This window comes from Pseudomonas graminis (assembly GCF_004364335.1).
In the GTDB taxonomy this organism is placed as follows: Bacteria; Pseudomonadota; Gammaproteobacteria; order Pseudomonadales; family Pseudomonadaceae; genus Aquipseudomonas; species Aquipseudomonas graminis_D.
Map to the genome: position 1 here is coordinate 1 of NZ_SOCR01000003.1, position 11,928 is coordinate 11,928.

Below are 11,928 nucleotides of genomic sequence, written 5' to 3' on the forward strand. Positions count from 1 at the left end.
ATAGGTTGGGTGTGTAAGCGCTGTGAGGCGTTGAGCTAACCAATACTAATTGCCCGTGAGGCTTGACCATATAACACCCAAGCAATCTGCAGAAAATTGGCAGGTTGCGGTGTGTGAAGACGCATGAAGACGAAAGTTTGCGAACACACAAATGACACCTTGATCACATACCCGATTTGCTGAAGCGTTCGAGAGAACGAGTCAGTACCCGAATTTCTTGACGACCATAGAGCATTGGAACCACCTGATCCCATCCCGAACTCAGCAGTGAAACGATGCATCGCCGATGGTAGTGTGGGGTTTCCCCATGTGAGAGTAGGTCATCGTCAAGATTAAATTCCAAAACCCCATCTGCGAAAGCAGATGGGGTTTTGTTTTTGCGTGCGAAAAAGTCTTGAACCTGCCAACAGCCCGCTGCCAACTATAGTGAGCCACCAATCAGCGCCCACAAAAAAGCCCCGCATCACTGCAGGGCTTTCTACTACCAAGCGCACTGCTTACTCGCTAAGCGTTTCAACTGCTTGGGTCGCTTTTACCGGAGCGGCCTCATCACGACGCTGAATGTACTTCCAGTCCGCCTCGTCGATATAGATCCCCGCAGGCCCACTGCCGCCTTCCAGGTCAATGGCCACATGTGCCGACACTTGAGGCTTAACGCTCGCCAGAATCGGTACAAAACCCAACTGCAGGCTAGTTTCCAGCAACGCTGCCTGGTTCCTTTCATCAATGTCAGCGGCTTCGTCGAGGTAGTAGGGCAGACGAATCCGTCCGGCCTGCTCGCGATCCATAAGGTGCAGCAAGAGATACATGTTGGTCAGGGCCTTGATGGTCATGGTCGTCCCGTTGGAGGCCGCCCCATCGATGTCGGTGTGGATAACCGGCTGGCTGTTGACCTTGGTGATCTCGAACGCAAGTTCGAACAGGTCTTTTAGACCGAGCTGGTTGTGATTAGCCGCCACCAGGCGTGCCAGATACTCCTTGGCTTCCTCGTTCTTGTTGTCCTGCTCGGAGCTCTGGCTCAGATCGAACACCGACAGTGTCTCGCCCTCTTCGTACTGACCGGCGCTGTGGATGATCTGGTCGATGTGCTTAAGCGCTTCCTTGTTCGGCGCGAGCACAATGCGGAAGCTTTCCAGGTTGGAAACCTGCCGGCGGTTGATCTCACGGTTAAACAATGCCAGTTGGTGCTCAAGGCTGTCGTAGTCGCTGCGGATGTTGCGTAGCGTCCGCGCGATGTCGGTCACGGCCGCACGCCGCGCTTTGCCCAAGGTAAGCGCTTCATCAGTGCGGTGAGCATAAGCGTTGATCAGCAACTGCAGACGCCGCTCCATGTCGTCTTCGCTGTCGAACTTCGCAACGCCTTTCAGGCGAACCTGTGCGTACAGTGCTTCGATCTGACCATCGCAGCGCAGCAGACCCTGCCAACTGTCCTGATAATCATTGAGCAGCGGCAGCAAGTTTTCCAGCGAGTCATCAACCGGCTCCATGAACGGCGTACCAAAGGGCAGGTCGGTCGGGAGCAACTGACGACGACGCAGTGCGTCATCCAGCGTGCGTTGCTTGGATTCGAGATCGCCGATCTGACGACCGACCAGCTGTAGCTTGGCTGACAGCTGTTGAACGCGCTCGGTAAAAGCATCACTGGAGCGTTTGAGCTCGTCTTGCGCTGCTTCCATCTGGGCCAACTGTTCAAGCTTCTCGCCCTCTTCAGCGCTCAATGTCTGAGCGCGGCGGAAGTCTTCGAGCGCCTTCTGAGCATCCAGTACCTGCTGGTACAAAGCCTCGGTCTGGGTTTTGCTGGCCGCACGGTCGGCCGCGACGGCTTGTTGAGTCTTCAGTTGCTTGAGCTCCTTCTCCAGGCGCTCTTTCTGATCGCGCAGCGCGGCGCGATCGGCCAGCGCTTGCAGGGCTGGGGGCTCGATGTTCGACAGATTGACAGTCAGGCCGGGCACTTCGAAGCGCTCGCCCTTGAAACCATCGAGAATCGCTTCGAGCGACTTCACCCACGCATCGCCATCATCCAGCGCGATGCCTTGCTCACCCAGTGGCAAACTGAACAGCGCGCTGTTAAACAGGCGCATCAGACGTTCTACATCAGGCTGCGAGAATTCTTCACGGAGGCGGGCATAGCTGTTGTTGTCCGCATGATCGAGCTGTTGTTTCACTGACTTCAGACGTTTTTCCAGATCGCGCAGCCGCTCATCCAGATCCTCGGCGCTGAACTGACGCGACTGCGCGAGAGCACCGGCCAGTTCATCGTGAGCGTCTTTTGCAGCCAGTAACTGTTGTTCCAGGACTTTAACGTCGTCGACCAGCGCAAAGCGGTTCTTCAGGACTGCCAGCTCGCCGATCCAGCGCTGGATGTTGCTGATCTCACGCTCCAGGCGCATCAATTCTTGAGTGCCGCCACGCTGGTCGCTCTGCAGCGAATCCTGTTCGTTACGGTAGTGCTCGCTCTGAATGACCAGCTCTTCTTTGCGCGCATTGGAATAGTCCTGCCATGTGCCCAGCAACGAGTCGAGCAATGGCGACAGGCGATGCAGCTTGCCGCGCAGGATGTCGCGCTGTTTCACGCCATTGGCCAACGCTTCGACCAGCGGGCCTGCAAGCACCAGAGCGTTGTAGTCCTGCTCCATGCGTCGTACGTCGCGGAACGCTTCTTCGCATGCTGCTATGTAATCGACGCTGCCGGAACGCAGGCTGTGCTCAAAGGCGTCGAGAAACAGCTGCTTCAATTTGGCAGCGGTGATCTCGCGCATGTGCAGCAAGTTGATGAACAGCGCGCGGAAGGTCTTCAGGCTCTGTTCACTGGTCGAGCGCAGAGGAATCAGCGTCAGGTCCAGCGGAATCGAAGTATGACCACCGACCAGCAAACGACGCAGTTCATCAGGCTTGAGCTCGTAGGCTTTCAGGCCCTGGCTTTCCAGGTTGGCAAACAGCTCCTTCTGGCGCAGGCAGGTGTCGTCCTTCTGGTAGTGAGCCAGGTCCAGCTTGCCGGCATAGGCAAAAAACTGGTGACCGAAACCGCCGCCCGGGCCACGGCCGACCACGCCGATGACGTGCGGGCCGTGGGGCAGGGAGACTTCGACGAGGATGTAGCTGGTGTCGGAAGCGAAGTAGAAGCGTCGCGACTGGTCAAGGCTGTATTTGCCGAAGCTCATGTCCGACATGCGCGCCAGAATCGGGAACTGCAAAGCGTTGATCGACGCGCTCTTGCCCAGGTTGTTCGCGCCGTAGACCGACAGCGGATGCTCCAGTGGAAACAGCCCCAGGCTGTAACCGGCTGTGTTCAGCAGCGCAAAGCGGCGTATGCCGTAGCGTTCCTGGCTCATGCGTCATGCTCCTGTTCTTCAGCGATCGCCCGGGCTAGCGCTTGCTCTTCGGTTTCTGCGGATTCATCGAATTCGGTAAGGTCCAGCGGGTCGTCGGTTTCCAGCAGTCGCTCGTCGCTGTCGTCGTCGATCAGTACCGGGGCCGGCAATGGCAGGGCGCTATGCAGGCTGGCCGCCAGATCACGGTCTTGCTGTACGGACAGGCAGACGTCAAGGAAGCGATGCATGGGCGGCAGGAAGCGATAGATGCCGACTTCCTCGGCGGCGAACCCCAGCTGGGTCATGCGGCGCATGATTTTTTCTTCCAGCTCTTCCTGGGTCTGGACTTCAGCTTGCAGGAACAGATCGCGGTACTTTTCCAGCAGCGAGGGCAATTCGTCACGGCCCAGGCTGCCGCCATCGAGCACGGCGACAGGGTCGCGGCCCTGGTCGGCCAAGTGCTCGACGAGGATGAACGTGAACAGCGCCAGACGTTGTGCTGTCTTGTTGACCTGCGCGGCTGCGAGATCAGGCACGAAGTAGTAGAAGCCACGGGTGTCGCAGACCAGCTCATAGCCCAATGCTTTGAACAGACCGCGGTACTGGTCCTGCAGATTGGACAGTTGTGCGTACAGCTCGGGGTCGCGGCGGCTGACGTGGTAGCCCTTGAACAGCTCGCGGAAGATCGGCGCCAGCTGGGTCATTTCGGATAGATCAAGATGCATGGGCGGTGCCCTCGGAATTCTCTGGGGTGGCGTCTTTGCTCGAGAGCAGGGCGAAGGAGCGCAGGCTGACGCGGTGCTCCTGGGTCAGGTATTCGCGGCGCTCAAGACGCTCGCGCTTGAAGCGTTTGTCCCGCGACAGGCGGGAAAACCAGTACAGCAATTCGTCGGTCGCGCCGGTGGGCTCCTGTTCCAAAAGCCAGACCATCAGATCCGGCATCGGCAGGGCGTCTTCGCAACGCTCGACCATCTCTCTGACCGTACGTGGCGCGCGAGGCGGCTCGCCCTTGCGAGTGACATTGGCCTTGGGGAAGCGCGCGGGCTTGGGCTCGAAACGCGCCAGTGCATACACGTAGGCTTCAACCTGATTGGCACTGCCGAGAAACGTGCTTTGCGGACGAGTGAACATCGGCATCGCCGCTTGTGGCACGGCGTCGAGGCCTCTTCGACGGATCGCCGACAACGCGAGTGCAGCGCCGCGGGTCACGGCATTGTGGCGACGGGCCTCCTCGCGCAGCGGCAGCAGCAGCTCGCGGGCATGACGCAAGGTCAGTTGCGCGCTGGTCTGCATTTCGAGGATGCGCGCGTGGGTGCGCAGGAGCATGTCGTCGTCGACCAGATGGCCGAGACGTTGCTGATCGGTGAGCATGCGCAGCAGCACATTCTCTACCTTGCGTACGCCCTGTTCGAAAGCGCCATCGGCGTTCACCAGCTGGATCATCGGCTCGACGTATTCATCCCAGGTCGCCAGTACTTCCGCGTAACGCTGACGCAGCGGAATCTGTCGATCACTGGTCTTGGCGCGTTCGGCCACGGCCACCAGTGCCTGCTCGTCATTGGCGAGCTTCTTCAGGACGTCGCGCACGCGCATATCCAGCAGGCGCAGTTGCCGCGCCAGGTCATTGGCGTCGCGGGCGTCGAAGGCTTCCTGTATGTAGCCGGCCAGCCGTTCGAGGTGGCGCAGGTACGCTTCGATTTCCAGGCACAGGCCCAGCCGATGCTCGCGGCGCAGGTAAGACAGGAAATCATGGATCTGCGCGTTCAGCTCGAAACGGTTCGGACTTTTCGCCACTGGCACCAGAATGTCGAGCCGAATCCAGACGTCCAGCAGAGTGGTGATGTCCTGGGGTGTGCTCTCCAGTTGCTGGGCCGCCAGCTGCAAGCGCAGTTCGCTGAGGCTCAAAGTGCCCTGGTCGAAGTGCTCGCAGAGTGGCTCGAGAAGCGCCCAGTGTTCGGCAAGGGCGCGCAGGACGCGCTTAGGTTCGATCATTGGATGGTCGCTGACTGGCAAATAAAAGCGGCGATTGTACTGCATCGCCGGGCTCGTTTTTCACCCTCAGTCGATCAACAGCGGCGGGAAGCGGTGAAGGCCTGTAGAATCTCCCGCCTGACTTTATCCACAGGTAGCTGACCTTTGCTCAACGAGCCTCGTCGTCGCGCTTATCTGACCGCTATGCAGGTGGTCAGCTGGCTGCCGCGCACTGAATTGCCTTTCGCCGCGCCGTCGCGTCCCGAGCTGCTTGCGCCCGTGCCGCAGGTAGTGGATGCGCCCGCGCCGGTTATTCAGGCGGATGTGCCACGCGCGCCGGACCGCGAGTCGCCACCCGCCGCTCCCACGCCCGTTGCGCGTACAGTTGAGCGCCCGAAGATCGATATACCTCGCCCATCCAGCGCGCCCAAGCCAAAGGCTGTGCAGGAAGAAGAGGCCGCACCGGCCGTGGTGAAAGCGCCGGTTGCGCCGCCGCCACGGTTTGCCTTGCAACTGCTGCGCGCCGGGAGTTGCCTATTGTTGGTGGAGCTTGTGACCGGCGAGCCGTTTCAGAGCCGCGACCCTTCCTATCTGTTGCTCAAAGACATGCTGCGTGCCGCTGGCCTGCCGGACAGCCCGCAGATTATCGGCGAGCCTGTCCGCTGGCCGCTGCTGGTGCGCGGGCAAATGGATCAAGGTCCGGAAGCGGCGAGGGATTTCGTGCAGGGTTTTCTGTACGCACGCGTCGAAGAACAACCTTGCACCTGTCTGTGGCTCATCGGACTTCCGGCGCTGCGGTTTGCGGCTGAAACTGACGCCGAATCCTACAATCTTGAGCTCCAGGTCGATGGCCTGGGGTTAGCCTGGGCGCTGCCGGGTCTGGAACTGTTGATGGACGAGCCGCAGCGTAAGGCCGAAGTATGGCGCTCCATGCGTCAGTTGATGGGCCGTTGGAAGATCGTAGATGAATGACGCAGTAACGTTTCGCCGCATGACTGAAGCTGATCTGGATGCCGTGCTGAAGATTGAGTACGCCGCATTCAGTCATCCCTGGACACGGGGCATTTTCATCGATGCGCTGAAGTCATACGAAGTGTGGCTGATGTTCGAAGGCACTCAGCAGGTGGGGCACGGTGTGATCAACGTGATCATCGATGAGGCGCACTTGCTTAACATCACCGTTAAACCGGAGAGTCAGGGCCGTGGCTTGGGGCTGATGCTGCTGGAACAACTAATGAAGCGTGCCTACGAGATCAATGGCCGGGAATGTTTTCTCGAGCTGCGAGACAGCAACCGGTCAGCCTACCGTTTGTATGAGCGCTATGGTTTCAATGAAATAGGCCGACGTCGGGATTACTATCCGGCAGTGGGTGGGCGCGAAGACGCAATCGTCATGGCCTGCACGCTGTTCGAATAATCCAGCCGGCATTGTGGGGCGAACCAGGTTCGCTCCCACGAAGCTGAAGCCGCTGGTCAGACGCCGGGCTTGCCATCCAGCGGATCAAGGATGGCCATTTCTTCCTCATCCAGACCATCACCCGCGCCGATATCATCCTCATCGACGACGCTCAGAGCCTGGTCAGCCGGGCCACCTTCGCCGGCTTCACGGGGCGAGCGCGCGCCGTCCTCCCGGATCAATGTTTCCGGGCTCATGTCGTCGTCGGTCGGGTTGTGATCGTCGGTCGATGCACCCGTCAGCCCGGCTTCACGTACGCGTTCATCAGGGATCAATGTGTCCAGCTCATCTTCAGGAATGATGTCGCCAATGCGCCCGCTCGGCTCATTGTTGTCGTTGAAGTTGAGCTCTTCCATAGATCCCATGCGGTCTTCGTTGTCATCGATGGGCTCAGGTTGAGTGGCATCGAAGGGACGGCGTGAATCGTTCATGGCAAATCCTCAATAATGTCGGTCCTAATGGGTGGACCGGACGACATGGCGAAGATTCCATCTGCTTCCTGATTGGTCGTTGCCGATCGGTCGACCACCGCGCGTGACCTGAAGTGCCGAGCCCCAGTCATAGCTGAGCATCATTTCCGAGGCATCAACGCATGAACGAACTACAAGACTTGATCGACAACAACGAACGTTGGGCTGCCGCCATCAAGGAAGAAGACCCCGAGTTCTTTGCCAAGCTGGCGCGCCAGCAGACGCCGGAATTCCTCTGGATCGGTTGTTCAGACGCCCGTGTCCCCGCCAATGAAATCGTCGGCATGCTGCCGGGCGATCTGTTCGTGCACCGCAACGTGGCCAACGTCGTGCTGCACACCGATCTCAATTGCCTGTCGGTGATTCAGTACGCGGTCGACGTGCTGAAGGTCAAACACATCCTCGTCACCGATCACTACGGCTGTGGCGGCGTGCGCGCTTCGATGCAGGATCGACAGTTCGGCCTGATCGACGGCTGGCTGCGCACCATTCGCGACCTGTATTACGAAAACCGTGAGCTGCTGGCTAAGCTGCCAACTGAGGAAGAACAGGTCGACCGGTTGTGCGAGCTGAATGTGATTCAGCAGGTCGCCAACGTTGGCCACACCAGCATTGTGCAAAATGCCTGGCATCGCGGGCAGAAGTTGTCGGTACACGGCTGCATCTACGGCATCAAGGATGGACGCTGGAAGAGTCTGAACGCCACCATCAGCGGTCCGGAGCAATTGCCGCCACAGTATCGGCTGCGTCCGCTGGGCGAGTGATCGGGTAGGGCAAGCGTCCATCAAATTGTAGGAGCGCGCTTGCCCGCGAATGCATTCTTCCAGATATCACAGCGGCATCTGGCAAAGCGTGTTCGCGGGCAAGCGCGCTCCTACACAGGCCGAGGCCTTACAGCTTGGTCTGCTTCATTTCCGGCAGCGGCTTCTGCAGCTGCTTGATCTGCCGCGACACTTCGCCTGTCCGGCATTTCGCTGCTGCCTGATCCGGCGTCAACTTGCGCACCGTTGTAAAGAACAACTGGCAGGTCTCCACTTTGTTGGTCACCTGCCAGTTGGTGGTGCATTGATTCAACAGCGCGGCTGCATCGGTAGTCGGTTTCTGGCCCATGCCGGCTTGCCAGCACGCCGCGCTCAGGTCCTGGCCCATGACTTTCAAACCGGCTTCATCCGCCTTGGCTTCGTCCCCGCCGTAGTTGCTCTTGTCCGCCGCATTCCAGATATAGCTCGGGTGATTGGAGCCCAGCACGGCGACGCTTTGGCCGGTGGTCGGGCTGATGCTCGCCAGGCCCAATACCGGAACCGTCACGTTGTATTGCTGCTTGAGCCACGCACGCACCGGCGCGCCAAACGCGACCATTGGCAACGGTGTGCCCGCCGCGCTTTGCGTCAGCTGCTTGACCATGTTCGTCTGGTAATCGGTGAAGTAGCTGTAGACGTTTTCGAGGTCCTTGCCGGCGTTGGAGGGCGCAGCAATAGGCGCGATGTCGATGATGGTTTGATAGGCCGGCGTCTGCTCCTTGGGGATGCCGTTATCGGTCAGCAGCTCGGACCAGCGGTCGGTAGTGGCCGAGAAAAGATAGTCCTGGGCTTGCGTCAGCGAGTAGTCCGGCGGGAAATGCAGCAGCTCGACGCTTTTGCGGTTCTCCAGTGCCATGCCTAACGGCAGAAACAGATACCAGTTGTAGGCGAATTTGTTATCGGCGTTGAGTTTGCTCGCGCCGGCGTAGGCCAGGTCGCCGGCGTCGAGCAGCGCCGAGAGTGGTTTGTCGTAGCCGTCCGGCACGCCGGTGATGTCGGCGTAGATCACATCATTGTCGTTATGCACCGCGACCCTGGCCGCGCCATAGCCGTCACGCTGCACACTTTGCGTGAGGTAATGCTCGACGGTCTGTTCCAGCGTCCAGTTTCGGAAGCAGATGACATTGCAGTTGTTCGGGTAGGCAAACAAGTGTGTGACGCGCTCCTTACTCCCCAGTTTGACGTTGACGTCGGCCTGAGCGCTGAGGCTCAGCGTCAATGCGGCCAGTGCGATGCTCAATGCAGCTGTTTTTTCCATGCTCATGTCCTTGTTGGCGTTGACACCCCTCTGCGTGGGTGGTGTTTCGATGATGAAACACTTGGACATGGCTTGGAATGGGCAATGATGGCTGCGGGCCATTTTTAATGGCGCGCGCGTTAAAGCACGAACCGCTGAACCATCGTATTCAGGTCGGTTGCCAGCATCGACAGCGCATTGCTCGCCACCGTGGTTTGCTGAGCGCCTGACGCCGATTGCGTCGACAGATCGCGAATGCTGCTCAGGTTGCGATCGACTTCGCTAGCCACTTGAGCCTGTTGTTCGGCGGCGCTGGCGATCAGCATGTTCCGGTCGCTGATGGTCGAGGTTGCGCTGATGATGACGGTCAGTGCGTGACCGGTGGCAGCGGCCTGCTCCAGGGTGAGATTGGCCTGGGCAGCGGTGACGCGTAGGGTTTGCGCGGTGTCCTGAGTGCTTTTCTGTACATCGTTGATCAGGGTTTCGATCTCGGTGGTCGACGCGCTGGTGCGTTGGGCGAGGGAACGCACCTCATCGGCCACCACGGCGAACCCGCGGCCCGCTTCGCCAGCCCGTGCGGCTTCGATGGCGGCATTCAGTGCGAGCAGGTTGGTCTGGTTGGCGATCGCGCGGATCACTTCGAGAATCTTGCTGATGCTCAGCGTGCGCTCGGCCAAGCCGTCGGCCTGGTGAGAAGAATCCAGGACGTTGTCGGTCAGCTCCTTGATCGAATCGATGGTGCCGGTCAGGCGCAGACGCCCTTCAGCAGCGGCTTCGTTGGACGCCTTCGATTCGCTGGACGTGCTGCTGGCGTTGTCGGCAACTTCCACGGCAGCCTGACTCATCTGGTTCACCGCAACCGCCGCCTGCTCGATCTCATCGTTCTGCAGTTGCAGGTTCTTGGCGCTGGCCTCTGCAATCGCGCCCATTTCGTGAACCGACTGGCTCAACTGGCCCGCCGCGGCGTAAATCTGATCGATCGTGCCGTGAAGATTGGCGCGCATCAGGCCCAGGGTTTTCAGCAATTGCGCCGTTTCGTCCTTACCTTCCGGAATCGGCTGTGGGCTCAGATCACCCTGGGCAATGGTGCTGGCGATGTGCAGCGACTGACGCAGGGGGCGAATGATGCTCAGGCTCAATCGCCATGCCAGCAACAACGTGAGCACCAGCGCCGCCATGATGGCGCTGACGGCGATGATTCGGGTCTGCTGGAAGCGCGCGCCGGCGGCGTCGACGGTGCCCGCCGCACTTTGCTTGTTCAGCTCGCGCAGTAACTGCACCTGCATGTCCATCAGGTCACCCTGCAGGCTCAGCGTAGTGTTGAGCAGCATGCGCGCGTCGTCGAGTTTGCGTTGTTCGATCAAAGCGATTTCGTCGTGCAGCCCCGGCATGAAGGCGCCATAGGCGTCTTGAAGCGCCTTGATGGAGTCCCGCTCGGTGCTGTCGGTGGCGTGGGCGAGATAGTCGACGAAGCCTTTTTCGACCTCGTTCTTCAGCTGCTCGACGTTGATCTTGCTGGTTACCACAGCACCGGGGTCGTCGGCATTGGCGATCAGCCGCGCGCTCTCGCCGCGCAACTTGATCAGGTCGATGGCGATCGCGTCCGCCATGGCAATACTGGGCAGCGACCCGCTCTCAACCGCCTCCCCCTGATCGCGGATGCTCTGCATCTGCAACAGGCAGAAGACCCCAAGCGCCACCAGCAACAGCGCAGTCACGCCGAAGCACAGCACCAACCTTTGGGTAATCCTGAAACGACGCAGGAAAGCAGGCCTGGAAGAAGGACGGACCGCACGACGCAATAACCTTTTCACTGCCACCCATCCCATCGACGAAAACACCGGAGAGATGGTTATAGAGGTGTTCCGTGATGTCTTTGTGACATTGCTGGAGATGTTTCGGAATTGTTGCGATTACCCTATTTGCTGAAAGGGATCAGCGTGAACCTGGACATTTCACGCCCCAATCTCCTCCATAAACTCCAACAAGAACCGCTCCGCCCGTGCATGCCTGACCTGCGCCATGTGGCGGCCTGCGGCCGTTTGAAACCCTTGCGCCAGGGTGAAGATCTTGGTTTTGAAGTGATCGACGGCGAAGCGTTTGTCGTCCAGGTTGCGCTGTTGCGCCTGCGGGTCGGCCGGGTCGTAGAGGTGGCTGCCCATGCGCCCCGACACGTAGAACAGCCGCGCCACGCCGACCATGCCAAGGGCGTCGAGGCGGTCGGCGTCCTGCAAGATCTTCGCTTCCAGCGAGGTAGGTGTGATGTCGGCGGAATAGCTGTGGGACTCGATGGCGTGGGCGACGGCCTGAGTGCGCTCTTCGTCCCAGCCCATTTCTGCAAGCAGCTCGGTCGCTTTTGCCGCCGCCAGACGCGAGGCACTTGAGCGAAAGGGCGAGTTCTTTTCCACCGAAACGCAGTCGTGGAGCAGGGTGGCGGCGAGCAGGATTTGATGATCGCCGCCTTCGATGTCTCGAATGGCGCAGACGTTGCTCCAGACCCGGTGCAGGTGGGAAACGTCGTGGGAACCGTCGAGCCTCTCCGCCACGGTGTGGGGAATCAGCAGGTCGGCGAGGGACTGAAAGGGCGCGAAGGAGAGGGCGGTCATGGATCATCCTGTCGATGTCGGCGAACGGTGCGCCAGCATACAGATTGACTCGCGTCAGCGCTCCCGGTTCGCTGATC

General features: G+C 59.8%; 10 protein-coding genes, 1 rRNA gene and 1 pseudogene. 4 read left to right on the plus strand and 8 right to left on the minus strand.

All coding sequences use genetic code 11. The features are described from left to right. The first annotated feature begins 216 nt into the window (after positions 1 to 216). A 5S ribosomal RNA gene (gene rrf / locus EC919_RS04995) occupies positions 217 to 332 on the plus strand. A 165-nt stretch (positions 333 to 497) separates the two neighbouring features. Here rrf and mksF read toward each other — a convergent pair. Genes mksF through mksB form a run of 3 tightly spaced genes read right to left on the minus strand, consistent with a single transcriptional unit; the run spans position 498 to position 5,303 of the window. After that, complete coding sequence (gene mksF / locus EC919_RS05000; protein ID WP_133771815.1) at positions 498 to 3,332, minus strand: Mks condensin complex protein MksF; 2,835 nt, start codon at positions 3,330 to 3,332, stop codon at positions 498 to 500. Then, entirely contained in the window at positions 3,329 to 4,036 is a 708-nt protein-coding gene (mksE, locus tag EC919_RS05005) for an Mks condensin complex protein MksE (RefSeq protein ID WP_133771817.1), read from the minus strand. The genes mksF and mksE overlap by 4 nt, the downstream gene beginning before the upstream one ends. Further along, complete coding sequence (gene mksB / locus EC919_RS05010) at positions 4,026 to 5,303, minus strand: Mks condensin complex protein MksB (protein WP_133772577.1); 1,278 nt, start codon at positions 5,301 to 5,303, stop codon at positions 4,026 to 4,028. The genes mksE and mksB overlap by 11 nt, the downstream gene beginning before the upstream one ends. Before the next feature lie 144 nt (positions 5,304 to 5,447). Between mksB and EC919_RS05015 the strand changes: the two genes are divergently transcribed. Together EC919_RS05015 and rimI are read left to right on the plus strand one after the other, a co-directional pair. Continuing rightward, complete coding sequence (locus EC919_RS05015) at positions 5,448 to 6,254, plus strand: energy transducer TonB (RefSeq protein WP_133771819.1); 807 nt, start codon at positions 5,448 to 5,450, stop codon at positions 6,252 to 6,254. Next, a complete protein-coding gene (gene rimI / locus EC919_RS05020) occupies positions 6,247 to 6,699 on the plus strand; it encodes a ribosomal protein S18-alanine N-acetyltransferase (RefSeq protein WP_133771821.1) in 453 nt (150 codons plus the stop codon). The genes EC919_RS05015 and rimI overlap by 8 nt, the downstream gene beginning before the upstream one ends. 56 nt (positions 6,700 to 6,755) lie before the next feature. Here the strand turns inward: rimI and EC919_RS05025 are convergent, their stop codons facing one another. Beyond that, positions 6,756 to 7,169 carry a serine kinase/phosphatase gene (locus tag EC919_RS05025; protein ID WP_133771823.1) on the minus strand — a complete coding sequence of 138 codons (414 nt, stop codon included), beginning with the start codon at positions 7,167 to 7,169 and terminating at the stop codon, positions 6,756 to 6,758. A gap of 161 nt (positions 7,170 to 7,330) precedes the next feature. Here EC919_RS05025 and can point away from each other — a divergent pair, with 161 nt between their 5' ends. Further along, entirely contained in the window at positions 7,331 to 7,972 is a 642-nt protein-coding gene (gene can, locus EC919_RS05030; protein ID WP_133771825.1) for a carbonate dehydratase, read from the plus strand. A gap of 127 nt (positions 7,973 to 8,099) precedes the next feature. Here the strand turns inward: can and EC919_RS05035 are convergent, their stop codons facing one another. The 4 genes and pseudogenes from EC919_RS05035 to EC919_RS05045 form a co-directional block, all read right to left on the minus strand. Further along, complete coding sequence (locus tag EC919_RS05035) at positions 8,100 to 9,266, minus strand: hypothetical protein (protein WP_133771827.1); 1,167 nt, start codon at positions 9,264 to 9,266, stop codon at positions 8,100 to 8,102. 119 nt (positions 9,267 to 9,385) lie between these two features. Further along, positions 9,386 to 10,249: a methyl-accepting chemotaxis protein gene (locus EC919_RS27765; protein ID WP_432213797.1), complete on the minus strand. Its 864-nt coding sequence runs from the start codon at positions 10,247 to 10,249 to the stop codon at positions 9,386 to 9,388. Next, a pseudogene (locus tag EC919_RS27770) lies at positions 10,244 to 11,074 on the minus strand (MCP four helix bundle domain-containing protein); the annotation flags it as partial. The pseudogene EC919_RS27770 and the gene EC919_RS27765, both read right to left, overlap by 6 nt. 126 nt (positions 11,075 to 11,200) lie before the next feature. Then, complete coding sequence (locus EC919_RS05045) at positions 11,201 to 11,851, minus strand: HD domain-containing protein (RefSeq protein WP_133771831.1); 651 nt, start codon at positions 11,849 to 11,851, stop codon at positions 11,201 to 11,203. Positions 11,852 to 11,928: the final 77 nt, after the last annotated feature.

Bases quoted from the DNA above. Each gene is read 5' to 3' on its own strand.
- mksF (WP_133771815.1), bottom strand. From the start codon at position 3,332: ATGAGCCAGGAACGCTACGGCATACGCCGCTTTGCGCTGCTGAACACA.
- mksE (WP_133771817.1), bottom strand. From the start codon at position 4,036: ATGCATCTTGATCTATCCGAAATGACCCAGCTGGCGCCGATCTTCCGC.
- mksB (WP_133772577.1), bottom strand. From the start codon at position 5,303: ATGATCGAACCTAAGCGCGTCCTGCGCGCCCTTGCCGAACACTGGGCG.
- rimI (WP_133771821.1), top strand. From the start codon at position 6,247: ATGAATGACGCAGTAACGTTTCGCCGCATGACTGAAGCTGATCTGGAT.
- EC919_RS05025 (WP_133771823.1), bottom strand. From the start codon at position 7,169: ATGAACGATTCACGCCGTCCCTTCGATGCCACTCAACCTGAGCCCATC.
- can (WP_133771825.1), top strand. From the start codon at position 7,331: ATGAACGAACTACAAGACTTGATCGACAACAACGAACGTTGGGCTGCC.
- EC919_RS05035 (WP_133771827.1), bottom strand. From the start codon at position 9,266: ATGGAAAAAACAGCTGCATTGAGCATCGCACTGGCCGCATTGACGCTG.
- EC919_RS27765 (WP_432213797.1), bottom strand. From the start codon at position 10,249: ATGCGCGCCAATCTTCACGGCACGATCGATCAGATTTACGCCGCGGCG.
- EC919_RS05045 (WP_133771831.1), bottom strand. From the start codon at position 11,851: ATGACCGCCCTCTCCTTCGCGCCCTTTCAGTCCCTCGCCGACCTGCTG.